Annotated in this window: 21 protein-coding genes and 2 pseudogenes; 6 read left to right on the top strand and 17 right to left on the bottom strand. The window is 36.7% G+C overall.

Annotation, left to right across the window (positions count from 1 at the left end):
- Nucleotides 1–1,039, top strand: a pseudogene (locus RCH56_RS04190) (hypothetical protein); the annotation flags it as partial.
- A gap of 69 nt (nucleotides 1,040–1,108) precedes the next feature.
- On the opposite strand, the gene RCH56_RS04185 reads toward RCH56_RS04190, so the two are convergent.
- The 8 genes from RCH56_RS04185 to RCH56_RS04150 all read right to left on the bottom strand — a co-directional run bounded on the left by RCH56_RS04185 (nucleotide 1,109) and on the right by RCH56_RS04150 (nucleotide 12,659).
- Entirely contained in the window at nucleotides 1,109–5,206 is a 4,098-nt protein-coding gene (locus RCH56_RS04185; protein WP_306483740.1) for a PolC-type DNA polymerase III, read from the bottom strand.
- Nucleotides 5,187–6,257, bottom strand: coding sequence for a flavodoxin-dependent (E)-4-hydroxy-3-methylbut-2-enyl-diphosphate synthase (ispG, locus tag RCH56_RS04180; RefSeq protein WP_306483739.1), 1,071 nt, complete (start codon nucleotides 6,255–6,257; stop codon nucleotides 5,187–5,189). Before ispG ends, RCH56_RS04185 begins: the two co-directional genes overlap by 20 nt.
- A 10-nt stretch (nucleotides 6,258–6,267) precedes the next feature.
- The gene (locus tag RCH56_RS04175; RefSeq protein ID WP_306483738.1) at nucleotides 6,268–7,281 is read right to left on the bottom strand and encodes an RIP metalloprotease; all 1,014 of its coding nucleotides are present in this window, start codon (nucleotides 7,279–7,281) and stop codon (nucleotides 6,268–6,270) included.
- A 9-nt stretch (nucleotides 7,282–7,290) separates the two neighbouring features.
- A complete protein-coding gene (locus tag RCH56_RS04170; protein WP_306483737.1) occupies nucleotides 7,291–8,067 on the bottom strand; it encodes a phosphatidate cytidylyltransferase in 777 nt (258 codons plus the stop codon).
- The gene (locus RCH56_RS04165) at nucleotides 8,064–8,762 is read right to left on the bottom strand and encodes an isoprenyl transferase (protein ID WP_306483736.1); all 699 of its coding nucleotides are present in this window, start codon (nucleotides 8,760–8,762) and stop codon (nucleotides 8,064–8,066) included. The genes RCH56_RS04170 and RCH56_RS04165 overlap by 4 nt, the downstream gene beginning before the upstream one ends.
- Nucleotides 8,763–9,050: 288 nt before the next feature.
- Nucleotides 9,051–10,229 (bottom strand): GspE/PulE family protein, encoded by a 1,179-nt coding sequence (locus RCH56_RS04160; protein WP_306483735.1) that lies wholly within the window; start codon nucleotides 10,227–10,229, stop codon nucleotides 9,051–9,053.
- Entirely contained in the window at nucleotides 10,229–11,758 is a 1,530-nt protein-coding gene (locus RCH56_RS04155; RefSeq protein ID WP_306483734.1) for a YifB family Mg chelatase-like AAA ATPase, read from the bottom strand. Before RCH56_RS04155 ends, RCH56_RS04160 begins: the two co-directional genes overlap by 1 nt.
- A complete protein-coding gene (locus RCH56_RS04150) occupies nucleotides 11,742–12,659 on the bottom strand; it encodes an RluA family pseudouridine synthase (RefSeq protein WP_306483733.1) in 918 nt (305 codons plus the stop codon). Before RCH56_RS04150 ends, RCH56_RS04155 begins: the two co-directional genes overlap by 17 nt.
- 127 nt (nucleotides 12,660–12,786) lie before the next feature.
- Here RCH56_RS04150 and RCH56_RS04145 point away from each other — a divergent pair, with 127 nt between their 5' ends.
- Nucleotides 12,787–13,611, top strand: a complete 825-nt coding sequence (locus RCH56_RS04145; RefSeq protein WP_306483732.1) for an exodeoxyribonuclease III — start codon at nucleotides 12,787–12,789, stop codon at nucleotides 13,609–13,611.
- 257 nt (nucleotides 13,612–13,868) lie between these two features.
- Here RCH56_RS04145 and serS read toward each other — a convergent pair whose 3' ends face one another.
- Nucleotides 13,869–15,158 carry a serine--tRNA ligase gene (serS, locus tag RCH56_RS04140; protein ID WP_306483731.1) on the bottom strand — a complete coding sequence of 430 codons (1,290 nt, stop codon included), beginning with the start codon at nucleotides 15,156–15,158 and terminating at the stop codon, nucleotides 13,869–13,871.
- 326 nt (nucleotides 15,159–15,484) lie between these two features.
- Between serS and RCH56_RS04135 the strand changes: the two genes are divergently transcribed.
- The 3 genes from RCH56_RS04135 (at nucleotide 15,485) to RCH56_RS04125 (ending at nucleotide 19,012) form a co-directional block, all read left to right on the top strand.
- Nucleotides 15,485–17,293, top strand: a complete 1,809-nt coding sequence (locus tag RCH56_RS04135) for an acyltransferase family protein (RefSeq protein ID WP_306483730.1) — start codon at nucleotides 15,485–15,487, stop codon at nucleotides 17,291–17,293.
- A 197-nt stretch (nucleotides 17,294–17,490) separates the two neighbouring features.
- Entirely contained in the window at nucleotides 17,491–18,237 is a 747-nt protein-coding gene (locus RCH56_RS04130; protein WP_306483729.1) for an ECF transporter S component, read from the top strand.
- A 1-nt stretch (nucleotide 18,238) separates the two neighbouring features.
- Entirely contained in the window at nucleotides 18,239–19,012 is a 774-nt protein-coding gene (locus RCH56_RS04125) for a type III pantothenate kinase (RefSeq protein WP_306483728.1), read from the top strand.
- 58 nt (nucleotides 19,013–19,070) lie between these two features.
- On the opposite strand, the gene RCH56_RS04120 is transcribed toward RCH56_RS04125, so the two are convergent.
- From RCH56_RS04120 to RCH56_RS04085, 8 genes are all read right to left on the bottom strand, one after another.
- Nucleotides 19,071–19,346, bottom strand: coding sequence for a DUF1294 domain-containing protein (locus RCH56_RS04120; protein ID WP_306483727.1), 276 nt, complete (start codon nucleotides 19,344–19,346; stop codon nucleotides 19,071–19,073).
- 263 nt (nucleotides 19,347–19,609) lie between these two features.
- Nucleotides 19,610–19,930: a hypothetical protein gene (locus RCH56_RS04115; RefSeq protein WP_306483726.1), complete on the bottom strand. Its 321-nt coding sequence runs from the start codon at nucleotides 19,928–19,930 to the stop codon at nucleotides 19,610–19,612.
- 63 nt (nucleotides 19,931–19,993) lie between these two features.
- Nucleotides 19,994–20,713, bottom strand: a complete 720-nt coding sequence (locus RCH56_RS04110; protein ID WP_306483725.1) for a hypothetical protein — start codon at nucleotides 20,711–20,713, stop codon at nucleotides 19,994–19,996.
- A gap of 143 nt (nucleotides 20,714–20,856) precedes the next feature.
- A complete protein-coding gene (locus RCH56_RS04105) occupies nucleotides 20,857–21,810 on the bottom strand; it encodes a serine hydrolase (RefSeq protein ID WP_306483724.1) in 954 nt (317 codons plus the stop codon).
- Complete coding sequence (mnmA, locus tag RCH56_RS04100; protein ID WP_306483723.1) at nucleotides 21,785–22,888, bottom strand: tRNA 2-thiouridine(34) synthase MnmA; 1,104 nt, start codon at nucleotides 22,886–22,888, stop codon at nucleotides 21,785–21,787. The genes RCH56_RS04105 and mnmA overlap by 26 nt, the downstream gene beginning before the upstream one ends.
- Nucleotides 22,885–23,952, bottom strand: a complete 1,068-nt coding sequence (locus RCH56_RS04095) for a cysteine desulfurase family protein (protein ID WP_306483722.1) — start codon at nucleotides 23,950–23,952, stop codon at nucleotides 22,885–22,887. Before RCH56_RS04095 ends, mnmA begins: the two co-directional genes overlap by 4 nt.
- Nucleotides 23,953–24,037: 85 nt before the next feature.
- On the bottom strand, nucleotides 24,038–24,259 hold the full coding sequence (locus RCH56_RS04090; protein WP_015777520.1) for a YdbC family protein: 222 nt from the start codon (nucleotides 24,257–24,259) through the stop codon (nucleotides 24,038–24,040).
- Nucleotides 24,260–24,374: 115 nt separating this feature from the next.
- On the bottom strand, nucleotides 24,375–25,466 hold the full coding sequence (locus RCH56_RS04085) for a GH25 family lysozyme (protein WP_306483721.1): 1,092 nt from the start codon (nucleotides 25,464–25,466) through the stop codon (nucleotides 24,375–24,377).
- 195 nt (nucleotides 25,467–25,661) lie between these two features.
- Here RCH56_RS04085 and RCH56_RS04080 point away from each other — a divergent pair.
- Nucleotides 25,662–26,582: pseudogene (locus RCH56_RS04080) on the top strand (IS30 family transposase).
- Nucleotides 26,583–26,778: the final 196 nt, after the last annotated feature.

The raw sequence follows: 26,778 nt of genomic DNA, 5'->3' as shown, positions 1-26,778 counted from the left end.
AAATATTTTTAAAAATAATAATAGTAAAAAGCTAAATCCTATAGATAATTTCTTAATTAAAAGAAAAAATTCCAAGAGAACGTATATAGAAGAAACTTTCGGAAAGTCTTTATATTCAGAAGAAAAGGAGAATTTGATAAATCAAATCTATGCCAAAGATAAACACAAGAAATCCAAGATTTTCTTCACCAAGGGTATAGCTAAAGCAAATTCTGACAAAATAAATGAATTAAACTCAAAGGCTAGGGAAAGTAATCTGAATTTTTACAAAAATAAAGAAAACTTTTATGAAAGAATTATCAAAAATCTCTCCAAATCCATTAACCTATCCCTTAAGTCGACCGAGGATAAGGATTGCCAATTGGCTAAGACTGGTAATCTCAGTCCAAATCTTGCATGGAAAAGTCAAATACCTAACTACAATAAGATTTTTACTAGGAAATCTTTTGATAAGAAGGGAGATTACACCCTTGATATCCTTCTCGATGGGTCAGCTTCTCTTTTGTACGATCAAGAGCTTGTAGCAACCGAGGCCTATATATTATCTAGGGCCTTGTCCAAAAACAAAATCAGCCACAGAGTCATAACTTATAGCACCATTTCTGACTACACTGTCCTTACTATCTTAAAGGACTTTGATGAAGAAACTGATGATGCTAGGATATTTTCTTATAAGAGCCTGGGCTTTAATAGAGACGGTCTTGCCTTTAGAAGCTACGCTTCTTTGATTCCTCAAAGAAAATTAAAGGACCACCTCCTGTTAATCCTAACCGATGCGAGTCCCAGCGACCTAAGACCTCTAATAAAAGAAGGCCTTAGTCCAAACAAAGCCTACAAGGAAGAGGCTGCCCTTAAGGACACTAAGGAAGAGCTAGATAAGCTTAGGAGAAAAAATATCAAGACCTGTGCCCTAATCCACAAAGACAAGGCTTCTAATGCGACCTATCTTTATTACAATAGTTTCTATCAGGTAAAGGATCTAAATCATTTAGCAAGCCTCGCCACAAGACTTATCAAAAAAGAATTGTTAAAGAAATAAAATAGGGACTTACCGCTTCATGGTCCCTATTTTACTTTGCTTTTTTTATTTTTACTATAAGTTTAAATTTTAAAACATCCCATCAAACAAAGACATCTGGTTTTTCTCTTGGATACCGTCAATTATGCCCAAGGATTTGAGGCTGTTTATGGCGTTTTTGTTTACTGAAGTTCTTGTTTTGAGATCTTCTAAGGAAATAAATTCGCCTTTTTCTCTTTCCTTTACAATATCAATAGCCATTGCTTCACTTATATCATCAACTGCAGAAAGAGGTGGTAGGATGTAGCCCTTCCTATCACTTAGGAGGAACTTCTTCGCATCTGACTTGTAGATATCTGCCTTTTCAAGCTTAATCTCCCTTGCTGCCATCTCTTCAGCTACTTCAAAGACAGTTCTTATTTGCTTATCTCTTTGAGAAAGATCAAAGCTTCCCTCAACTTCCTTTAGGGCTTTTTGAATACTTTCTAGTCCCCTTATAATTGTAGAGTACTTGAAGTCGTTGATCTTGGTATTGAAGTAGGTAGCATAGAAGGCTTCAGGGAAGTATACCTTGTAGTAGGCAATCCTGTAACTCATTAAGCAATAGGCAACAGCATGGGCCTTAGGGAAAAGATATTGGATCTTAAGACAAGACTCAATATACCATTCCGGCACCCCATTTTCTCTCATATAATCTAAGATTTCATCAGAAAGAGGCTTACCCTTCCTCACCTTCTCCATTATAGAGAAAGACTTTTTCTTATCTAGACCCTGCTGGATAAGGGCGTTCATTATATCATCACGGGTAGAGATAATCTCGTCAAAGCCAGCTGTCCCATTTCTTACAAGTTCTTGGGCATTGTTAAGCCACACGTCAGTTCCGTGAGATAGGCCAGAAATTCTTGTCATCTCCGAAAACTTGGTTGGGAAGGTATCCTTAAGCATGGACCTTACGAAGTTTGTACCAAATTCAGGTATGCCCAAGGTTCCGATTTCATTATTGGAAAAGTCATGCTTGATATCAAGACTTTCTGTAGAAGAAAATATCTTCATAACTAAAGGATCTCCCATAGTAATCTCTAGGGGATTGGTTCCCGTTAAGTCCTGTAAGGCCCTAATTATTGATGGAACATCGTGACCTAGAAGGTCAAGCTTTAGGAGGGTTTCGTGCATCATATTGTAGGTGAAATGAGTTGTCTTAATATCTCCACTTCCATCATCAGCTGGATATTGGATAGGACAGATATCAAATATATCTATATCATCAGGAACTACAATTAAGCCTCCCGGATGCTGGCCGGTTGTTCTTTTGACATCCTTGAGCCCTCTTTGGATTTTCCTTATCTGAGCATTGGTAAATTCTACTTGGTAATCTTCGCTATATTTTTTGATATAGCCAAAGGCGGTATTATCCTGGATGGCCCCAATGGTTCCTGCCCTAAAGACCTTTCCCTCACCGAAGAGGACTTCGGTATATTTGTGGATAGTAGGCTGGTATTCTCCTGCAAAGTTTAGGTCTATATCTGGCTCCTTGTCTCCCTCAAATCCTAAGAAGACCTCGAATGGTATATTGTGACCATCTTTTCTCATCATAGTTCCACAATCTGGACAGGCCTTGTCTGGATAGTCGATTCCTGCTCCTAAAAGATCTTCTTCGAAAAACTCTGAGTGCTTGCAATTAGGACAGACATAGTGAGGAGAAAGTGGGTTTACCTCGGTAATATCTGCCATGGTAGCAGCAAAGGAAGAACCAACAGATCCACGCGATCCTACTAGGTAGCCATCTTCGTTGGACTTACCTACAAGCTTCTTGGCAATTATATAAAGAACCGCATAACCATTAGAAATAATTGAGTTAAGCTCACGATTTAGTCTATCTTCTACTATCTTTGGTAGGGGATCTCCATAGATCGAATGGGCCTTGGCAAAACAGGTATCCCTAAGCTCCTTATCAGATCCTTCGATTTTAGGTGGGAAGGTCCCCTTAGGAATTGGTCTAATATCCTCTATCATATCGACGATTTTTCTTGGGTTTCTAATAACAACATCCTCTGCATCAATTGGATTTAGATAAGAGAAGTCATCCATCATCTCCTTTGTAGTCCTAAAATAATAAAGAGGCTCGTCTTCATGGTATCTGAAATATTGACCCTTGTGGAGGATATTTCTTAGGATATAATCATCCTTTTCTAGATATCTTACCGCACCCGTTGCTACAGCAAGCTTATTATCCTCCTTGGCAAAGTCTAAAATCCTCTTATTTATTTGTCTAACCTGATCGAAATCACGGATTTTGCCCTTATTTACCATATCATTATAGATTCCTAGAGGAGCCATTTGGTAGAAGTCAAATAGGTCCCTAATCCTATTAAGGTCTTTTTTGTTTCTCTCATTTTGTAAATATGAAAATAAGATTCCTTCATCAGAACCTGATCCAACCAGTAGCCCTTCCCTGTACTTTTCTAAAACAGAGATAGGAGTCTTGGCCTCCGTATTGAAATACTTCATCCTAGATTCTGAGATAAGTTGGTAGAGATTTTTAAGTCCGACCTTATCCTTAGCATAAACTGTGGCAGAGAAATACTCGTGTTTTGACTTAGGCCAGTGGCTTTTAAGTTTGTTGATAGTAGAAAGATTTATCCCTTCTTCTTCCATAATCATCTTAAACATCTTGATGAAAATCTGAGCAGTAGCTCTAGCGTCATCGCTTGCCCTGTGGTGGTTGAAGGCAGGAATCTCAAGTTTTCTTGCGATCTTATCTAGGGAGAACTTCTTCATATCACTAAACAAGGCCCTAGCCATTGGAAGAGTATCTAGATAGATTGGATTAAAGTCTATCCCCATCCTGTGGCAGTTTTCCCTAATAAATCCCACATCGAAGTCGGTGTTTTGTCCTACTAGGATTGAGTCCTTGCAGAAGTCCAAAAATCCTGGAAGGATATCTTCGATTGTAGGGCAGTCTTTTACCATCTCGTTAGTAATACCAGTTATTTCGATGATTTTTTCTGGAATAACCATCTCAGGATTTACCAATTCGTTATAAATTTCTGTAATCTTGCCGCCCTCTACCCTGCAGGCTCCGATTTCTGTTATCCTATCCTTGTAGCGGGAAAGGCCTGTTGTCTCAAGGTCGAATACAACAAAGCTTTCTTCTTCTATATTTTTAATCTCGGAAACTTCCCTATCGCTTAGATTGGTAAGAACTCTAAGCTCATCTTCTACTAAGAGAAGCTCAGCTCCTGGAAGCATCCTTATCCCTTCCTTAGAAAGGGCTTCGTAAAGATCTGGAAGGCCTTGGAGGGTTGCTGTATCAGTAATACCAACAGCTCCCATCTTCCAGTTTTTTAGGGTACTTACCAGCTCCTTGTTGTCTACAAAGCCATCGAGGTTGGTCATCTTAGTGTGGACTTCTAGCTCAATTCTTTTATCAAGGGCTGTGTCCGTCCTTTTGCCGAGTATCGCATCAACCATACCATTTACTGTAAATACATCCTCGTGAGCGTAATCATCGTAGTTTAGGACTCCCTCGACCATAACTTCTGACCCTTCTCCCAAGGTTTCGAGCTTATAGTTGTTCTTGGCGTTTGCGAAGATCTTACAAGAAATCGCATCGGTCTTATCTTCAAGATCGAAGGTGTAGATAAAATATCCACCCTTAGTCTCGAATACATCTAGTCCGTACACCTTTCCTATTAGGGTAGAATTAACTCCCTTTCTTTCGTAAAGATCTCTAATATCTATCACATCTTCCTTGATTTTCCTACCAAAGTTGATGTTTTCTACGTGAATCTCTTCCTTTTTTTCTTCTTCTCTATTTTGGATAGTGAAATCTATGGCGTCTTGGACCCTGGCCTCTCTTTCCTTGATGAGGCGTTCGGTTTCGCTTAGAGGAGTGTCTTCTCTTACTTTTTCTTCGTCTTGAGTATTACTAGGGCTTGTTTCTTCTAAAGCATCTACCTCATCATTATCTGAGACGTTTTCTTCTTCGACTTCTTTTCTTCGTACATTTATTTCAAGGCTTACGAAGGAAAAATAGTCATAGAGCTTCTCTCTTTCTTCTCTAGTGAAGTTATAGCTATCAGATTCGATCTCAAGGCTTAGGATGTTGGTCTTGGTAAAGTAGATAGCTTCTACTACGAAGAAACTCCCCTCCTTGACATCTATAAGATTATGAAGGTCTATTCTCATCTTCTTTGCTTTCTTTGAGAGTTTCTATCAAAGTATCTACTATCTCATCTTCTCTTACCTTCTTGATAGTTTTACCATTCTTAAAGAGAAAGCCCATGCCATTTGCTGCAGAAATTCCATATTCTGCTTCCTTACTCTCTCCAGGTCCATTTACTGGACAACCCATGATGGCAACCTTAGCAGAAATATCTAGACCCCCACTCTTCTCTTCTACTTCCTCTACAATTTCATGAAGATTTACTGTAGTTCTTGAACATGTTGGGCAAGATACTATATCTAGGCCATCTCGTCTTAGGTTAAGGGCCTTGAGGATTGCCTTTCCTGCCTTAACTTCCTCTAAGATATCTCCTGTGATTGAAACTCTGATAGTATCTCCTATCCCATCTTTTAGTAAAGAACCTATACCGATAGAGGATTTGACAAGGGCTTGGTACAAGGGACCTGCTTCTGTTACACCTAGGTGGAGTGGGTAGTTAACCTTATCTGATAATTTCCTGTAGGCATCGATCATAGTGTTTACATCGCTTGACTTAACAGAAATCTTGATATCGGTAAAGTCCATCTCCTCTAGGATCTTTACTTCCTCTAGGGCACTTGCTACTAGGGAGTCTGCGTTTACTCCACCGAATCTATCTACGATTTCTCTCGATATAGAGCCTGAGTTTACCCCAATCCTTATAGGGATGTTTTTATCCTTGCACTTATCTACAAGAAGCTTAACCTTATCCCTTCCACCGATATTACCTGGGTTGTATCTTAGACAATCACAACCATATTCTACTGCAGCAAGGGCAAGCTTATAATCAAACTGGATGTCCGCTACAAGAGGTATATTGGTTCTTTTCTTTATCTCAACAATTGCCTTGGCATCTTCTATGGAGTTAATGGCAGATCTTGCTATATCGCAACCTGCTTCTTCTAGGGCATTGATTTGTGCTACTACCTTTTCTATATCGCTTGTCTTTGCTGTTGTCATTGATTGGACAGAAATAGGAGAGTCGCCTCCTACTGCAACATCTCCTACATAAATCTTCTTAGTTTTCTTTCTCATTTTATCTCCTTTAGAATAGATTAATTATATCTTTTATTGAAATCACAAGTATTAGCCCCAAAAGAATTACGAAACCTACTACTGTGATTTTTTCTTCAAATTTCTTGTTAACACGCTTGCCTGTAATCATCTCATAAAGAGCACTTACTATCTTTGATCCGTCTAGGGCTGGTATCGGAAGGAGGTTAAATACTCCGAGGTTGACACTGATATAGCCTAAAAAATACAAAAGGCTCATCAGACCATTTTGGGCTTGGTTGCCTAGCTCCTTTACCACTCCTACGGGACCGGAAAGGGCTGAAAAGGCAATCTTTCCTGTAAAAAGTCTACCCAAGACTACAAATATTAGGGCGATATTTTTGCCTGTTTCTACAAAGCCCATCTTAATAGCTTCCCCAAGTCCAGCTTTTCTAAGCTTTGACTCTATTCCAAGATAGTAAGACCCATTTTCTTCCATAGGACTTATATCATAAGTTTTACTTTCATTATTAGATAAGACCTCTAGGGAAATTTCTTCATCCTTATCTCTATCCTTATAATATTCATTTAAGATAGGTGAAATATCGGTGAAGTTTGTCACATCCCTTCCAGCAAGACTTACTACTTCATCTCCTAGCTTAAGACCAGCGGCCTTGGCTGGAGAATCTTTACTAAATCCTCCGATCGTTTTTGTAGCAACGCCAGTATTAAGGGAAACTACAAAAAATATGATTACTGCAAGGAGTAAATTCATCACAGGTCCTGCAAGAATTGTAAGAAACTTACTCTTGGCAGGTGCCCTATCGTAGGACCTAGGATCAGAACTTTCATCATCCTCTCCCTCCATAGCGCAATATCCGCCGATTGGTATGAGTCTTAAGGAATAAAGAGTCTCTTCACCCTGCTTTTTAAATATAGCAGGACCCATACCAATGGCGAACTCATTTACCTTTATTCCAGATGCCTTCGCTAGAAGGAAATGTCCAAATTCATGAATAAGAATCAAAAACAAGAACATTACTATGGCTATAATTATTTTACTCATCAACTCTCCTTATAATCTTGAAAACAAATATAAAACTGGAGCTATAAAAAGCATGGAGTCAAACCTATCTAGGATTCCTCCATGGCCTGGAATAATATGACCAAAATCCTTGACTCCAGTTTTTCTCTTAATAAATGAAGCTATCAAATCTCCAATCTGAGACAAAACAGCTGCAATAATCGTAAAAATTATGACTTCATAAATCTTAACACCTAGGCCAAATTCATTGATAAAGATTGAATTTAGGATACAAGCCCCTACTATTCCACCAATAGATCCCTCTATGGTCTTGTTAGGGCTAATGTGTTTTATAGATTCAAACTTACGCTTACCTATAGTCGAACCAATAAGATAGGCAAAAGTATCTGATCCCCAAGCCGTGATGTAAAGAAGCCATACGAAATTCACATCCTCAATCCTTAGTATATGACTCATCAAAAATGATACATATAGCAAGACAAAGGATGTTGCAAAGCCGTCATAGAGGCTATAATGACCCTTCAAGATAATATACACCATCATAAACAATACAGAAATCACAAGGCTTGCTATATAAATATCAGAATTATTGACGTAGGCTGCAAGCATGATTATTGTATTAGTCACATACAAAAGCTTGATTGGAAGAGTAATTCCAATCTTTCCCAGTGCCTCTTTCATCTCATGGAGAGCTATATAGGAGAAAACCATAACCCCAATAGCTAGGGGAATACTTCCCAAAAATGTTATAATAATCAAAAGTGCGAGTATTATAGCTCCACCGATTGCCCTGTTAAACAAGTTCATGACAAGGCTCCGTATCTTCTATTTCTCCTAGAAAACTCCTCCAAAGCCTCATCAAATGCCTTCCTATCAAAGTCAGGCCACAAAGTATCTGTAAAATAAAACTCCGCATAAGCAAGCTGGTAAATCAAAAAATTAGATAGTCTAAGCTCCCCACCTGGTCTAATAAGAAGATCAGGATCTGGTTGATCTTTGGTATATAAATAGGAAGAAATCATCTCTTCTGTAATATCTTCCTTACTTATCCCATCATCCATCATGGCCTTAAAGGCGTGGACTAGCTCATCACGCCCACCGTAGTTTAGGGCGATGTTTAAGGTAATCTCATCATTATTCTTAGTATCTTCCATAGCTCTAATACAAATTTCTTTAGTAGAAGCTGGAAGCTTTTCCAAATCTCCTATGAAATTAAGCTTGCAATTTTCCTCCATCAAAATATCTAGCTTGCTCTCAATAAACTTAATCACAAGCTTCATTAGATAATTGACTTCCTCGAGAGGCCTCTTCCAATTTTCAGTCGAAAAAGCGTAAAGAGTCATGTACTTTACCCCACGCTTTTTTGCATAAAGACAAATATCTACGACATTCTCGGCCCCATTCTTGTGACCGTAAGTCCTAGGCATATGCTTCTTTTTTGCCCATCTGCCATTCCCGTCAAGAACTATGGCAACATGGGTCGGTATATTTAAATTATCCATAATCATTCCTTTATCTTTAATCTTTTCTCATTATACTCAAAGGAGCCTTCTTTTTCTATTTATAAATCGGAAGGAGATAGGATAAAAATAACATCAACATACAAATAAAGAAACTAGTATCATTCATACAATTCCCATAATATGTTTATCAAAGACTTGTTTGATAAACTAAAAATATGACAATACCCAGTTTCTTCATTGTTAACTATTTATTTTATATTTTATTTATAGTTCTTTCATAAACATTTATATGATTTTCTTTATAAATTTTAATTTTGACCTAAATCTCTAATCTACATCCAAGGACCCAAGGACTTCTTCAAAGCTTGTTTTTCCTTCTAGGACTTTGTCTATACCATTTTCTAGCATTGATTTGAAGCCCTCTTTTTTAAGTTTTTCTTTTACTTTGCTAGTAGAAGCTCCTTCTTCTCTTAGGATTTCTTTTAACTCATTGTCTACTAGGATGACTTCCTCTACAGCTTCTCTTCCTAGGTAGCCATTTTGGCATTTGTCACAGCCATTTGGCCTGTAGATTATCTTATCTCTTGGGATTTTCTTGTATTGGCTTACTATTTCGTATTCGTTATCTGTCATAGTGTCTTTCTTTTTGCAATCGCAGAGTTTTCTTACTAGTCTTTGACTTGCCAAAAGACTTAGGGCAGATCTTATTAGATAATCTTCTACCCCTAAGTCTTTAAGTCTCACTATTGAGGAAAGGGCATCTCTTGTGTGAAGGGTTGTTAGGACCATATGGCCTGTTATAGCTGCTCTTATAGCAATTTGAGCAGTTTCTTTATCTCTAATCTCTCCTATCATTATTATATCTGGATCTTGTCTTAGGATTGACCTTAAGGATTTGGAAAAGGTAAGACCGATTTTCTCATTTACTGAAACTTGGTTAATCCCTTCGATCTTGTATTCTACAGGATCTTCTACGCTTATGATATTCTCCCTACCAGTATTTAATTTGTTTAGGAGGGCGTAAAGACTTGTGGACTTGCCCGATCCAGTTGGTCCTGTAAATATAATCATGCCGGATCTTTTCTTTAGGACTTGGTCGATTTTTCCTATAGAAGTTTCAGAAAATCCTAAGAGCCTACTTGTCTTCTTAAACTCATCTATGGATAGGATTCTTAGGACTATCTTTTCGCCATTTACTGTATTTAGGCTTGATACCCTAAAGTCGATTCCTTCAAATTCTCTAAGTTTTAGGTTGGCGTCTTGGGGACGTCTTTTCTCCGAGATGTCCATCTTTGCCATTAGCTTGATCTTGCTTACGAGCTTTTCGTATTGGGAGAGATTTATCCTCATATATTCCCTAAGCTCGCCATCTACCCTGAGTCTTATTTTTGAATAGTTGGCAAAGGCTTCGATATGGATGTCGCTTGCTCTCAGTTTGATAGCATTTTTTATGAGATTTTTGATAAATTTATCTATATTTACTCCAAGCTCTCTTTTTTCTGTCATTAGTTGCTCCAGTATTTGTCATCCAAGGACCTGTAACGAATTGCTTCTAGGAGATGTTTGGATTCTATTTCCTTACTTCCTTCAAGGTCTGCTATCGTCCTTGACATTTTTATTATCTTATTAAAGGACCTAACTGAGAAATTGTATTTATTAAATGCCATTTTGGCGATTTTTTCTACATCCTCTGATAGCTTAATATATTTTTTCATCTGATTAGTATTTAGCTCTGAATTTGTGGAAATCTTCTCACTCCTATATCTTTCCTCCTGAATAAGCCTTGCCCTTACAACTTCTTCCTTAAGCTCTCTTGATGATTTGGACTTACTATCGTCCTTTAAGTCTTCGTATTTGACAGGCTTTATCTCTATATGTATATCGATTCTATCAAGTATAGGAGATGAAATCTTGTTGAGATATCTCCTTATTTCATTGAAAGAGCAAGTACATTCCTTCAAGGGATTGCCGTAGTTACCACATGGACAAGGATTCATGGCAGCAATTAGGATAAAGTCTGCCGGGTATTTTACTGAAGCCTGGGACCTTGCAACATTTATTTCCTTATTTTCTAGTGGCTCTCTAAGGGCTTCTATTACATTTTTCCTATATTCTGGAAACTCATCTAGAAGGAGAACTCCCTTATGGGCTAGGGTAATCTCACCTGGTCTTGGGACAGAGTGGCCTCCACCTATGAGAGCTACTTCGCTTGATGTGTGATGGGGAGCTCTGAAGGGCCTTTCATTAACGAGATGTCCACTACCAAGGAGTCCCATGATAGAATAAATCTTCGTCACTTCTACCTTTTCGTCAAAGCTCATATCTGGAAGAATGGTTGGCAGGTGCTTGGCAGAAAATGTCTTACCAGATCCTGGAGCTCCGATCATTAGGACATTGTGGTTCCCAGCTGCTGCTATTTGAAGGGCACGCTTTAGGCTCTCTTGCCCCTTTAAGTCCTTGAAGTCGTAATCGTAAGTCTTCTCTTCAGTGATTTTACTTAAATCTATCTCGTAAGCTTTGACCTTTTTTTCCTTGTTTAGAAAGGCTACCAAGTCGGTTAACTTATCAAAAGGGTAGATTTCTATATCTGAAATTATGGCGCATTCGTCCTTATTATCATCAGGAATTATGAATTTTGTAAAACCTAACTCACGCATTGCTATAACCATGGCAAGGGCACCTCTTATAGGAACTATCCTTCCATCTAGGGAAAGCTCGCCTAAAATTATGTATTCTTCATAGTCGAAGTTAATTACTCCCATAGATCCAAGAAGGGAAATAGCTATGGGTAGATCTAGTTGGGTTCCTTCCTTCTTAAGATCTGCTGGGGAGAGATTGATTGTAATCCTTCCTGCTGGAAATCTATAGCCGGAATTGATGAGGGCAACTCTTACCCTATCTCTTGATTCCTTGATAGATGAGTCAGGAAGACCCACTATAGTAAAGGAAGGAAGGCCTGATGTTATGTCAGATTCTACTTCTACAAGCTTGCCATCAAGGCCAATGAGGGTTGTCGTGTTAGTTTTCGAATACATCTTTATCACCTAATCCTAATATTTTCTGATATTTCAAGAATTCTTCGTGAGGGATAGCTTCATAGGTCACATAGTCTCCCTCCATATTTTTAAAGCCAACCTTGCCACAGTGAAGGAGTTGATGGTCGAGATTAAATTTGTGCTTGACATTGCCATAGACAGGATCTCCCAGGATAGGGTGGTTTATATGGGTCATGTGGACTCTGATTTGATGAGTCCTTCCTGTTTCTATCTTTATTCTTACAAGAGAAAAGCCCTCTACCTCGCTTATGACCTCGTAGTGGCTAACAGCCCTTCTTCCAGTATTTCTCACTGCCATTTTTCTTCTGTTGTGGACGTCCCTATCCATGAAATTATCGATGGTTCCCTTTTTCTTATCGAAGTTACCAAAAACAATGGCGTAATAATATTTGTCGACCTTTCTTGTCTCAAACATTTTCTTGAAATACTTATAAGCGGCATTTGTTTTCGTTATAGCGATAAGACCTGTAGTGTCCTTATCTAGCCTGTGGACAATACCTGGCCTATCGTCTCCTCCTATGTGAGAAAGGCCATCGTAGCCGTATTTAGCAAGGAGACCATTAACGAGGGTTCCTGTAATGATTTTCCCTGCTGGATGGACTATGACATTACTATCCTTATCGATAATGGCGTAATCATCATTCTCATAAACGATATTAAGATCCATATCTTCTGCCTTAAGTTCTGGCACATGGAAAAGAGAATCGTCAATTTCTATTTCATCACCTTCGCTTAGTTTAAAGCTAGGCTTTACGAAAGAATTATTTACTTTTATTTTCTTATCCTTGATGAAGTCCTTAATCTTCTCACGAGGAATCTCCTCTAGCTCGTCAGATATAAACTTATCAATTCTTATTATTTCATCTGCAATCATTATCATATTAATATTATATCATTTAAGGAGTTTTTCTTAAACTATTTCATTTTATGGATTAAAATTTGAAATTTGCAAATAATTAGATTTATCCTATAATTATCATAGTATATGAAAATGTAAAGGAGACTTAATGAAATTTATTTCTTGGAACATAGATTCTCTAAATGCTGCCCTAACTAGCGATTCCAAAAGAGCAGTAATGAGTAGAGATGTTCTATTAACTATAAAAAACAAAAACCCTGATGTAATAGCTCTTCAAGAGACTAAGCTTCCAGCAAATGGACCTAGCAAGAAGCACGTTGAAAAGCTTAGTGAATTCTTCCCAGATTATGATTATGTATGGATTTCCTCAAGACCAACTGCAAGGAAGTCCTATGCTGGAACTATGACTCTCTACAAGAAGGGCCTCGATGTGAAAGAGTCCTTCCCAGAAATCGGTGCTCCAGATACAATGGACCTAGAAGGAAGAATCCTTACCCTAGAGTTTGAGGACTTCTACTTTACCCAAGTCTACACACCTAATGCAGGTGGTGAGCTTAAGAGACTTCCCCTAAGAGAAGAATGGGATAAGCTATATGCCGATTATCTTGCTCAGCTTGATCAGATTAAGCCAGTTATTGCTACAGGCGATTTCAACGTAGCCCATGAGGAAATCGACCTTGCTCATCCTGATAACAACCATATGTCAGCTGGCTTTACAGATGAAGAGAGAAGAGGTTTTTCAAATCTTTTAGATAGGGGATTTACAGATACCTTTAGACATCTTAACAAGGACCTTGAAGGAGCCTACACCTGGTGGGCCCAAAGAGTTAAGACAAGCAAGATCAACAACTCTGGCTGGAGGATTGACTACTTTTTAGTATCTGATAGGTTAATGGAAGACGTAGTAGATTCTACAATAATAGATTCTGGAGATAGACAAGATCATACACCAATAATGCTTGAAATTAAATAAGAAAAATCGTCCCTCTTGGGAATCTAGATTTAATAAATCATAGTAAGGCCCCAAGATTTGGGACGATTTTTATTTGTTAATATCGATATTTTTTATTTTCATCAAAACTTTCTTAGCTTAAGGATAAGGCTACAATATCATTTATCCTTGTTAGAATTTTCTTACATGATGATAAAAATTACCCTTATAAGGAATTTCAAAAATTCTCATCATTAAAAATCCGCAGATAAGCTAGCTTACCCACGGATATTATAGTCCTATTTATTTTTTGGCTCGATTTTGTCCTTACCACCCATATACATTTGAAGTGGAGCTGGAATTTTCACGCTTCCGTCTTCTTGGATTAAGTTTTCTAGGAAGGCTATTAGCATTCTTGGTGGAGCTACTACCGTATTGTTTAGTGTATGAGCAAAGTAGGTTCCATTCTCTCCCCTTAGTCTAATACCGAGTCTTCTTGCTTGGGCATCTCCTAGGTTAGAGCAGCTTCCTACTTCGAAGTATTTCTTTTGTCTTGGGCTCCATGCTTCAACGTCGCATGATTTAACCTTAAGATCTGCCAAGTCTCCTGAGCAACATTCTAGGGTTCTTACTGGAATCTCTAGGCTTCTAAAGAAGTCTACAGTGTTTTTCCATAATTCATTGTAAAGGGTTTTGGAATCTTCTGGCTTACAAATTATTACCATCTCTTGTTTTTCAAATTGGTGGATTCTGTAAACTCCACGTTCTTCTATACCATGAGCTCCTACTTCTTTTCTAAAGCATGGTGAGTATGAGGTCATTCTTAGTGGCATTTTTTCTTCTTCATTGATTGTATTTATGAACTTACCAATCATTGAGTGCTCACTTGTACCGATTAGGTAAAGATCTTCTCCCTCAATCTTATACATCATATCTTCCATTTCAGAAAAGCTCATTACTCCAGTAACCACATCAGATCTAATCATAAATGGTGGAATGTAGTAGGTATATCCGCGATCAATCATGAAGTCTCTAGCATAAGATAGAATTGCTGAGTGAAGTCTTGCTATATCTCCTCTTAGATAGTAGAAACCTGCTCCAGATGTATCTCTTGCAGCATCTAGGTCTACCCCGTCGAATGTCTCCATAATATCAATGTGATAAGGAACTTCGTAGTCAGGGACTACAGGCTCACCGAATTTTTCTATTTCGACATTTTCTGTATCGTCCTTTCCTATAGGAACACTATCGTCGATGATTTGTGGGATCACTTGCATTCTCTTTTTGACTTCTTTACCGTACTCTTCGGTCTTAGCTTCGATATCAGTAAGTTTATCGTTAATTTCTTTTACATGAGCCTTAGCTTCTTCTGCTTCATCCTTCTTACCTTGGCCCATAAGAGCGCCAATTTCTTTACTTGTCTTATTTCTTTCGCTTCTTAAGTTATCTCCCTCAGTCTTGAAAGATCTAAGCTTTTCGTCTAGGTCTATAACTTCGTCAACTAAGACTAGCTTTTCGTCTTGGAATTTCTTTTTGATGTTTTCTTTTACAAGTTCTGGATTTTCTCTAAGTAATTTAATATCAATCATAATTTCTCCTTTAAACAATAAAAAAAGACCCTCCCCAATTGGGACGAAGGTCTCGTGGTGCCACCCAAATTATGCAAATATCTTTGCCTTAATTCATATATGCTCAAAGCTAGATTCACTAGTTCCGGTCAAGAGATTTCCACCAACCATCTCCTCTCTGTATGCCTTTCCTAGCTACTAGGGCCTTTCTTCGCATTATTCAATTAGTAATATTATACAATAAAGATTTGATTTCTCAAATTTCCTATATATTTAGATTTTTTATTTTTTAATGTAAATTTAACCAAGCTGGTGTTATAATAGTAAAGATAAGAATGGAGTTAGTAATGAAAAAGAATTTGTACAATGTAACCATGCTTAAGGCCCTAAGCCTTATAGCTGTTTCAACCTATCATCTTCTAAGCCATAGGCTTTCTGGAGGTTTTCTAGGTGTGATTATTTTTATGATCATATCAGGATTTTTCCTTGAAAGAGCATCTGTTAAGTCTTCCGGAGAAGTTGATATCAGAGTCTATCTTAAAAAAATAAAGGCACGAATCCTAAAGATAATGTCACCCCTCTGGACTATAGTGGCAATTTCTCTCTTATTTGCCTTAGTCTTTTCTAGAGAAATCTTCGATGACAGTATCCTAAGCTCTCTTTCTACGACTTTTGCTATAGAAAATATCAGAGCTATTATTAAGGGGATTTCCTACTTCGATAGGAGTGGTAATTTCAACCTCTTTACTCATTTGTGGTACATCTCTGTCTATATCCAGGTCGTGATAATTTATTATCTGTTAGATTATTTAATAAATAGCTTTGACCTTAATGAGAAAAGGCTTGGGATTTTTGCTAGTCTAACTTTAATTTCTACTATGATTAGCTACTATCTTTCCTTTACCAAGGCCCCTATAATAAGGATCTACTATGGGACAGATAATAGAATTTCAGCATTTTTTATTGGAGTTTGTGCGAATATCCTCTATAGGGAAAATAAAAATAAGATAAAGGGCATAGACCATAAGAAGCTAGCAAGAATTTTATTAATTCCAATCGTCCTTCCCTTTTTCTTCATCAACGGGAAAAGCCTTTGGATCTATAGGACATTTTTCCTCGCCTATGAGCTAATAGTAGCTTTGTTTTTGCTTATAATCTACGATATGGAAATAAAAAATCACATAGCCTACAGGAAGCAGAGACCTTTCTATAAGTTTATGATTTGGCTAGGTGATAGGTCCTATTATTACTATTTGTGGCAGTATATAATTCAAGTATTTTTCACCTACTTTCTAAGGACCAGGATAGAAAATAGGATTTTATTTTATGGCTTGGAGCTTATAGTCCTTGTCCTTATTTCAGAGATTTCCTATCAAGCTCGCTTTTCTAATAAGAAGTTTAGAAGTAAGAAGCTTATAGGAAGTCTAGTTCTGATTATAATGTTAAATATTATATCATTTGCTATAGGAAATAAAAAGCAGGAAGAAATGGATAAGTTTAAGCAAAACTTCTCGCAAAATGAAGCAGAAATCAAAAAGAGAAATGAAGATGCAAAAAAGATTAAATCAAAAGCTAGTTCTGGGAAAAATAAAAGCAAGGAAAAGGAAAATCTAAATTTTAAGGAAAAAGCCTACGATGATTTCAATTTCACGGACAAGGAGCTTTCCTTCCTTAAGGGAATTTCCATAACTGCAGTGGGGGATTCTGTCCTTATGAATGTAGATTCCTACCTAAGAGACTACGTACCAAACCTATATCTTGATGGAGAAGTCGGTAGGGATATGCCAGAGGGAGCTGATAGGCTTCTTGCAATCAAAAACGACATTGGTTTAAATGACATAATCCTCGTAGGCCTCGGCTCAAACGGATCGGCGAATGATTCAGATATGGAGGCTATTATGGACGTAGCTGACGGCAGGGATGTATATTTTGTAAACACCAGCCATCTTGAATCCTATATGGATCAGGTAAATAAAAACGTCAAAGCCTTCACCGATAGTCACGAGAATGCCCATCTAGTCGACTGGAGGTCTTTCGTAAAGGATAGGGATGATCTTCTAGCAGTTGACAGGGTCCATCCAAATGTCGAAGGAAGTACCGACTATGCTGAATTGATCTTAAGGAAAATATTAAACGTAAATAAAGTTCAACCTTAGGGCAAAATTTTAAATTTTGCTCTTTTTCTCTCTTCCCTCTTTACTTTAGATAAAAACATAGTTATAATCTTAGTAGTCTTTAATCTATTCTAGATTTCACAAGTAGGAGATACTAGAAAAGGCGATTAAGCGAAGAATGTTTCTAGCATCAGCGATGCAAATGAACGGTATCTATATGAACCGTATCGGAGGTAATTATGAATAAAAAATCAATCAGTAGCAGAAAGCTTGTGACGGCGGCAATGCTTGGTGCAATCACCATAGTTCTTAGCCTAACTCCACTCGGTCTTATTCCTCTAGGATTTATCAATGCGACAACCATGCACATTCCTGTAATCATTGGAGCAATTGCAGAAGGACCAATCGTAGGAGCCCTAGTTGGACTAATATTTGGTGTTTCGTCTTTACTAAACGCCCTTCTAAGAAATCCTAGTCCGGTTTCCTTTGTCTTCTACAATCCTTTAATATCTGTTCTTCCAAGAGTTCTAATTGGAATTACTAGCTACTATGCTTACAAGGCTTGCCAAAATATAGGAGATAAAAAGCTTAAGAATCTTTCCAAAATTTTGTGGATTGTAATCTCTATAGGTCTTATCTACCTACTCTATAAGAATATTACTGAAGGAAAATCCCTTCTAAATATTATATTTGTAATAATACTTCTTGCTGTAGTTATCGGCCTATTTGCCTATTCCAAAAAATCTAAGAAAGATTTCCCAATAGCAATTGGTGCTTTCGTAGGTTCTATGACAAATACCGTCCTAGTTCTTGGTGGAATCTATTTAATCTATGCCGAAAGCTATGTCAAAACACTTGGCTTACCAATGGATAGCGCAAGGTCAGCCATACTTGGAGTTACAATTACAAGTGGTATACCAGAGGCCATTCTTTCTGTTATACTTTCAACAGCAGTAATTAAGGCCCTCAAATCATCAAGGAGATAAAATGCTTTTAGCTATTGATATAGAAAATAGAAACACAGACTTTGGAGTTTTTGATAAGGGTAAGCTTACGGCAAACTTTAGTCTATCTAGCATAAAAGATAGGTCAGCGAGCGAACTTTATCTTGTTATCAAATATCTTTTACTAGATAAGGGGATTAAGCTCGAAGACATAACTGATATTATAATTTCTTCAGTAGTCCCAGAACTTGATAGGACATATATGGATATTGCTTATAAAATTTCAAAGAAAAGTCCCTACTATGTATCAGCCGGTCTTAAGACAGGTATTAATATCAAATATGATAATCCCAAAGACGTGGGAAGCGATAGGATAATAAGGGCAGTAGGAAGTAAAAATAGGTCCGATAAAAACATTATAATAATCCAAGCGTCCACAATAACCACCATAGACTATATCAATAATAAGAAGGAATTTCTTGGAGGAGCAATAATGCCTGGCATAGACCTCTTCCAAGAAGCCCTAGTAAGGGAAAGTGCCAAGCTTCCTCAGGTTGAAATTGTAAAGGTAAAAAAAATCTTGGGCAAGTCTACAACCAAAGCCATGCAAAATGGCATATATTACTCCTATAAAAAGGCTGTAGAAGCAATTATTGGTGAAATAATAGAGCAAAATAATTTGGATAAAGAAAATACTGATATAATTACAAGTGGAGAATACGCCGATTTTATAGAATACAAGGACTTAAAGATAAAATCTCTCCCAAACTTAGGTCTTTTGGGACTTAAAGATATATACGAACTAAATGCAAAATGACGAGGAAATAAATCAACTCTCCTCGTCTTTTAAATTTGATAAATATAAAATTTTCTTATTATCCAACAAATTTAACCTTATAAATTAAAAAAACTATCTGCAAGGTCAAAATTATAGGGAGGCCTGTCATAAACTTCTTGTGGCGGGTCTTATGTCTTATTAGCTTCATTGTAATATACATAGAAACTGCCCCACCCAGAGCCCCTACTAGTAAGAGGACATTTTCCCTTATACGATTTTTCCTAAATCTCTTGCTCGCTATCTTATCATAAATTGTAAGAGCTATTGCGACTATGTTAATAGTCAGTAGATAAATTAAAACTTCTCTTTTCATAAGATTAATTTAACTACTTTTCTCTAAAACTTTCCACTTTTTCAAAGATCTCCCCTCAAACTCAATTCCTTTCCTAGAGCTTTTCTTCTCTCCAAGAAAGACCGAGCCCTGGATATCTAGGCTTTCCCCAGGATTTTCCGTGGGAAGACCTTATTCTTATTCGTAAATTTAGCCTCCAGCGGATAATTTTTCTATTGGTCCATAGCTATAAAAGACTAAGCCAAGCAAGCATTTGCTCAAATAAGTCTTTTCCTAGGGAGTTTTTATATCATATGTTTTAGTAAATATTCCCTATCATAATCAATTAGCATAGAGATTAGTATGTCGAGTACTGTCTTTGCTCCATAATTCTTGTCCTTATATAACTTATAGACAGCCTTACCATAGGCTAGGGCTACTGCTGCAGTAAAGTCAGGGTTTCTATCGAGGTCTAGAATAAATTCCATCCTTGCTCTTTGATCTTTTGCATTCTCTCCTTCTCTTATTACCCTTCCCCCATGAGGCATGCCCTTGTGATTTTTGTCTAAGTCTTCTTGACTAATGAAGTTTACCCTAGTCTCATAGCCTTCGAAGTAGTCAGGCATGGTCTTTATTATAAATACAAAAAGGATAGGCCCTAGATATCATAGTCTATGCCTATCCTTATTTTATTTCTTCTTACTTATTTTTAGACCTAGAATTGACATAGAAAGTGCTGATAAGCTTAGAAAGTCCGGGCTTATTCCTGTCTTAGGGTTTTTATCTGCCTCCGTATCTACCTTATTTTTATCGCTTTCTTCATTTGATTTCCCTTCGTCTTTCTCTAGCTTTTTTACTTCATAGATCTTATTAAATTGAGCAGGATATGAGTTCATAACTATATTATTGTGGCTAATCTCATACCTATCTCCCAAACTTATATTTTTTTCAAAATATTTCTTAGATAGAGTATACAATTCTCCTTCAGATCCTTCTTTTTGGGCTGTAACAGCTTCTTCATTTATTTCCTTAATTATAAATTTTTCAGTGACTTTCTCTTCTTTGCTTGAATCTGTGACCTCTTCTATTTCATAAATTTTTGAAAATTGCCCAGGTTCTGACAACAAGTTGATTCCATCACTAGTAATATTTACCTCTTTGCCTACTTTAAGATCAATATCCTTAAATTCCTCTTTAGGGACTGAAACTAAATCTGAATCCATACCTTTTTTATTAAGCAATACAGATTCTTCACCAATTTCATTTATAACATAAGTTTCTTTGACCTTTTCTTCCATATTTTCCTTAATTTGAGTTTCCTCCGTATTAGCCTTAACTGCAAGGCTAGGATTGATATTTGCCATGGCCATGGCTAGTATTAAGCTTGTAATTATAATTTTCTTTTTCATAAGAGTCTCCTTTTATTTTATAATAACAAAGTTGATATTAAATTTGTATAAAGATTTAAAAAGAGGACCGAGGTCCTCTCTAAATAAAATCCTATCCAAATTTTAGATCCATATCATAAGTCAAAGCAAGATTTACTATATCCTTAGTCAAAGTTATAAAAAGCTTCAGTAATTCTCTCACCCATACTTCTCAATACTCTTAGTTCATTTTCATTGTCGAAGTATTTGTCTGTTTTCATCGCAACAGCTAGGGCAAATCTAGTAGATCCAACATCTATTATAGCCACATCCAATTCTTGTCCCCTATCTGGATTTTCTCCAGATTTATTTATTCCCCTAGCATAGGGAGGAAGATTTGCAAGTAATTTGCTTGACTTGGTATTGGTATCGGTCATTGACCTTTTTATTCTTTCTGCGCTTCTTTCGCTTATAAGCTTGGGATTGTTTAACTCTTCCATAGCCATTATTAGATCAGAAACATCTACCATATTCTCCTTACCGGAATGTGCTAATTTCCTGTTTAAAGAAGTTCTTTTTGTCCCAGTAAGTTTTGCTATTGTATTATTTACTGTAGAAAAACCTCCTAGAGCATCTATCACCCTATTTGTAGCGTAATTATCAGACCTATTTAGCATTAAATGGATATCATTATTTAAGGAATCTGTTTCATTTATAGATCCCCTTTCAATATTTTCATAGGCACTGATAGCTATAAAAACCTTGATAGTTGAGGCTGAAGGAAGAGACTCACTAGTATTTCTGTAATCAAGGTCAACATCGCTATCTCCTTCAAGGGTTTTTACAGCGACTTGATAAGACCCATCTACCTTATCCATTTCTTCGCTAATTATATTCGAAATTTCTTCATTTAACTTATCGTTTTTATCTTCTTCCTCTAAACTATCAATTTCTCCCGTGTCTTTTTTGAGATTTTCTGTATCATTTCCCTCAAATATAATGTCTAAGTCGTAATCTTCATAATAAACGACATCCGAAGCATAAGACTCATTTATTCCTAGACCTAGTATTAATAAGGCAAAAGCTAGTAAGTATTTCTTCAAATTATTAGACCTATACCAATAGTTTTTTTCCATCATTATAGACCTCATCTATTATGGCAGATCCTATACAAACTTCTCCCTGGTAGAAGACTGCTGCCTGGCCTGGAGTTACTGCCTTTGTTCTATCATAAGTGACTTCTACCTTACCATCTTCTAAAACTTTCACATGGGCCTTGATGTCAGCTTGCCTATATCTAAACTTGGCTGTGCAGTCGAACTCTTTTGGTATCTTTTTGTCAGTAAAGGTCGAAAACTCGCTAGCATATAGTTTATTTGAGAAAAGAAGGGGATTGTTTTTTCCTTGGCAGACTATTAGTTCATTTTTCTTTAAGTCCTTACCGCAAACAAACCAAGCCTCTCCTTCTCCTCCTATTCCAAGGCCTCTTCTTTGACCAATGGTATGAAACATCAAGCCATCATGTTTACCTAGGACATTGCCTTCAGTATCTACTATATCTCCTGCTTGAGCTGGTAGGTAGTTTGATAAGAATTCATTGAAGTCTCTTTCTCCTATAAAGCAAATTCCTGTAGAATCCTTCTTATCGGCTGTAGCAAGCTTGTATTTGTGGGCAATTTCCCTTACCTCGCTTTTTTGAAGCTCTCCTACTGGGAATAGGACATCTTTGATTTGCTCTTGGGAAAGCTGACTTAAGAAATAGGTCTGGTCTTTATTAGAATCTAGGCCCCTAAGCATGACTGTCTCATCCCCTGACCTATCCACTCTCGCATAATGACCAGTTGCCACATAATCTGCTCCCAAGGACTTGGCAAAGTCTAAAAAGGCTTTAAACTTAATCTCCTTATTGCACATTATATCTGGATTCGGAGTCCTGCCTTTCTTGTATTCATCAAGGAAATAGGTAAAGACCCTGTCGTAATACTCTTTCTCAAAGTTTATTGAATAGTAAGGAATGCCTATTTGATTACATACCGCTACTGCGTCTTCGTAGTCGACTTCAGCTGTACAGACTCCATTTTCGTCTGTATCATCCCAGTTTTTCATGAAAATTCCTACTACATCGTAGCCTTCTTCCTTTAATAATAAGGCTGCCACAGAAGAATCCACTCCCCCGCTTACTCCTACTACTACTTTTGTATCTTTTTTCTCTTTCACTTAATCACCTCTCTTAAAACTTCCATTAGATAATCTATATCAGAAAGTTCATTCTTAAAGCCAAAGGAAAATCTCACCGAATGAAGGGCTCTGTCCTCATCATATATATTTGTTATAACCCTACTTGGCTCGAGAGCTCCCGCCCTACAGGCCGATCCTGCTGACGCACAAATTCCTTTCATATCAAGATATGTCAATAGAAAATCCGACTTAAATTCTGGAAAATAAATATTTATTATATGATCTGAAGATTTATCTATGCTGCCATTTACTTCGTAGCTAAGCCCTGTAGAAGAAAGCTCTTTTAGGAAATATTTTTTTAGGTCTCTTATTTTTTCTCTTTCTTCTATTGTTTTATCAAAGGCCTCGCCCATAGAGTAGGCTCCCATGACAAAAGAAGTCCCTGCTCTTCTATTTTTTTCCTGCTCGCCTCCCTTGATAAAAGCCTCTAGGTCCTCTCTTAAATACAAAATCCCAAAGCCATTTACTCCTCCGACCTTATGACCTGATAGGGAAAGTGAGTCACAGGATATTTCGTCTACATCTATATCGACATGGCCATAGGCTTGGACTGCGTCTACGTGGAAGTGAATATCTCTTTCTTTAAGATAAGCTCCAATTTCCTTTACAGGCTCAATTGTTCCAAGCTCGTTATTTACATACATTACTATGACAAGTTTGGTTTCTGGGCTTATTTTACTCTTTAAGTCTTCAAGGCTTACTAGACCTTTTTCATTAGCTTCAAGATAGGTCACCTTCTCCCCCTCTAGGGTATTTAGGATAGAGTCGTGTTCTATGTTTGTTGAGATAATCCCCTTCCCCCTAAAGGCATTGATAACAGTATTATTAGATTCGCTCGCTCCTGAAGTAAATATTACTCTTTTAGTGTCTGCTCCAATGGATTTTGCAATCTTTCCCCTAGCTTCTTCTAGGATTTTCTTAGCCTTTCTTCCTAAGCCATGTGTTGAGTCGGGATTGGCGTCAAAGGATGCAAAATCATTCATTATCTCTTCTATTATTTCTTTTCTTTTTAAGCTTGTAGCTGCATAGTCTAAATAAATCATATTACCACCTATTTTCTAAATATACTTTAAATCGGCTATATTTAAAGCATGCAAAGAAAAAACCCTCATCAATTGAGGGAATTCTTTAATGAAATTCATCAGCCAAAATATTTTTAAGAACTTCGGCCTCTTCTGTAGTAAGGGTTATGCCCTTGCTCATTCTTGTGTGATCTTCATTCCAATCACGAATGTCATATTTTGGATCTCTTTCATTCCAAGAAACTAGGTTAAGCTCCTTGGTCCAACCCTTGGCATTGGTTGAAAGAACGCCAAGATTTTCAACTATATCATATTTAATTCCTGCCATCTTTATCTCCAATCTATAATATTTTCTAATTAATACTCTTTTATTATTTTATAGTATTCTTCTTTTTAATCAAGTTTTTCGGAAAGCTAGCTTGAATCTAATATGATAACTTACTTTAAATCCTTCTAGATTTTAATAATCTATTTACCTCTTTTTGGATTACGGCATAATCGTATCCAGCATATTCTAATCGTCTCCTTCTGATATTACCATTGCCCCACTTGCCGGCGATTACTTCTTCAGCTACCTTGACAAAGCCCTTAGAGGATACTCCTGTCATAATTAATGGATAGTCCCTGTAGAGGATATTCTTGTCCAAATCTCCCTTGTAGCCGTAAACACCTCCCTTGGATGAATATTGCCATGAGTCGTAGTGGCTGTCCTTATATTTTGGATAAGGAGCGTCCTTTTTCCATTCCGCTATCCAAAACTCATTCTCATTTCTTACTTCTTTTGTCAAATATTTATTGGCAAACCATGGATAAGAATAAATTCCTGCAACATAGCCATTTCTTCTGATAGCCTTAGTAAAGGCATCCGCTACGGCAGAGATTTCTTTCTTACTAGATTTAGCCTGTCTGTCATTATCCTCTATGTCTATATAAATCGGTAGGGAAACTTTCTTATTCCTTACTATGTCTAGGACGTAGTTTGCTTCTTCTATAGCTTCTTTCTCATTTATCGCCCTTGAATAATGGTAGAATCCTAGAGGAATATCTCTTCTATTTAGCTCGGCATAATGGGTTTCGATTTTTTTATCTTTACTTATACTCTTATCCTTTTGCCTAATGGATGTTCTAAGGATTGCTCCGTCTATTGAGTTTGCTAGCTTATCATAGTCTATATTTTTGGGATTTTGATACTCGCTCATATCTACTACCTTCTCATAGACAGAAACTTTTGGATAGATATCAGACTCATCTAAGCTGTCTTGAACTTCTGGATTTAATTCTTCTACGATTTTGTCCACTTCCTCTTCGCTAACTATTATTTCTTCATCCTTATTATCTTTTGGATTTTCTTCAATATTGGAATTATCAGCTCCAGCGTTTCCCTTATCTATATTTTCCTTAGGTTCTTCCACCTCTTCAAAGATCTCATCTATATCAGAATCATCATACATTACAACTTCAGCAGCATAGGCTATATCTGGTAGTAGGAGAGCCAAGAGTAAGGCAGATCCTACAAGTTTTTTATTAATCTTCATATATCCTCTTTTCATTTCTTTACTTAAGTAAATAATATCATATTAGAAGATTTCTAACAAGAAAAAGAGGATATTTCTATCCCCCTTTACTCTACTCGAATGATGCATCAAAAAAATCTGGAATTTGTGTTGATACTATATCTCTTGTGTATTTTGTATCTATGCATCTATCGAGCACATATTTGATATCATCTCATCATAAAAGAGTTAATTTGGATAGAGCAATACTATAAATCTGGAGAAAAAGTTATAAATATAGCAAAATACTTATCAAGAGCAAGACAAAGCATATATAATGTAATAAATTGGCTAAAAAAGGTTTAAGTATACAAGACTACCATGGAAACCACAAGAAAAATAAGTCTAAATATGAAGCCAAAACCAATCAATTAAGCGGTAAAGAATATGATTATGTTCTTGATAAATTAAGTAAAGAATGGACTCCTGATGTAATAGTAGGCAGAGGTGAAATAAAGCTATCAATGCGTTCAAGAACACTCTACAGAAGGTTCAAAGATGAAACTTTGGAAGCAAAACTTCTACCAATGAAGGGTAAAAGGAAAAAGAATGGTAGTGTTGAAAAAATAGGAAAACAAGCCTTTAAAAGAAGCATCCATGATAGAAAAAATACTATCCAAACTTTGCTACTGAATTTGCTCACTTTGAGAGAGATACAATTGTAGGGAAAGATCATAAAAGTTGTGTAATAACCCTGGTTGAGAAAGAATCCAAGGCAATAGTAACCATAAAGCCAAAAAATAGGACAGCTAAAAGTATCGAATAAAGATTAGATAAATGGTTAGACCAAATGCCAATAAAATTGGTAAAATAAATAACATTTGACTGTGGTAAAGAATTTTCAAATTGGAAAAATATATGTAATAAGCATGATATATCAATATTCTTCGCAGATCCAGGCTACCCAAGTCAAAGGGACTAAATGAAAATTTGAATGGGTTATTAAGAAAAGATGGATTACTAAAACAAACTGACTTTAGGCTAAAAAGAGAAGAGGGTATTGTTTATACAGCTAGCTAATGAAACAATATCCCAAGAAAGTCTTTAAACTACACAACACCGTTAGAAAAATTTATGAATTTAGTGTATTCTATCTAGGTTAATTTGACAATTGAAACAATAAAAAGAAAGAGATGATTTCCAGGGTACTTGCATCTCTTCCTTTCTTGTAAAACTATCGATTATTTATAATTTAAGGGTTTTCAAAGATTCTATATACTAACAATCATTTTAATTTGAATCTAATCTTAATAAAATAGCATTAATGGCGACGATGACTGTTGACACAGACATT

Origin of the sequence: Anaerococcus sp., assembly GCF_030825785.1 — a bacterium.
GTDB lineage: Bacteria > Bacillota > Clostridia > Tissierellales > Peptoniphilaceae > Anaerococcus.
The sequence above is the reverse complement of the archived record's forward strand: the minus strand, read 5'-3'. Positions and strand labels throughout refer to the sequence as shown.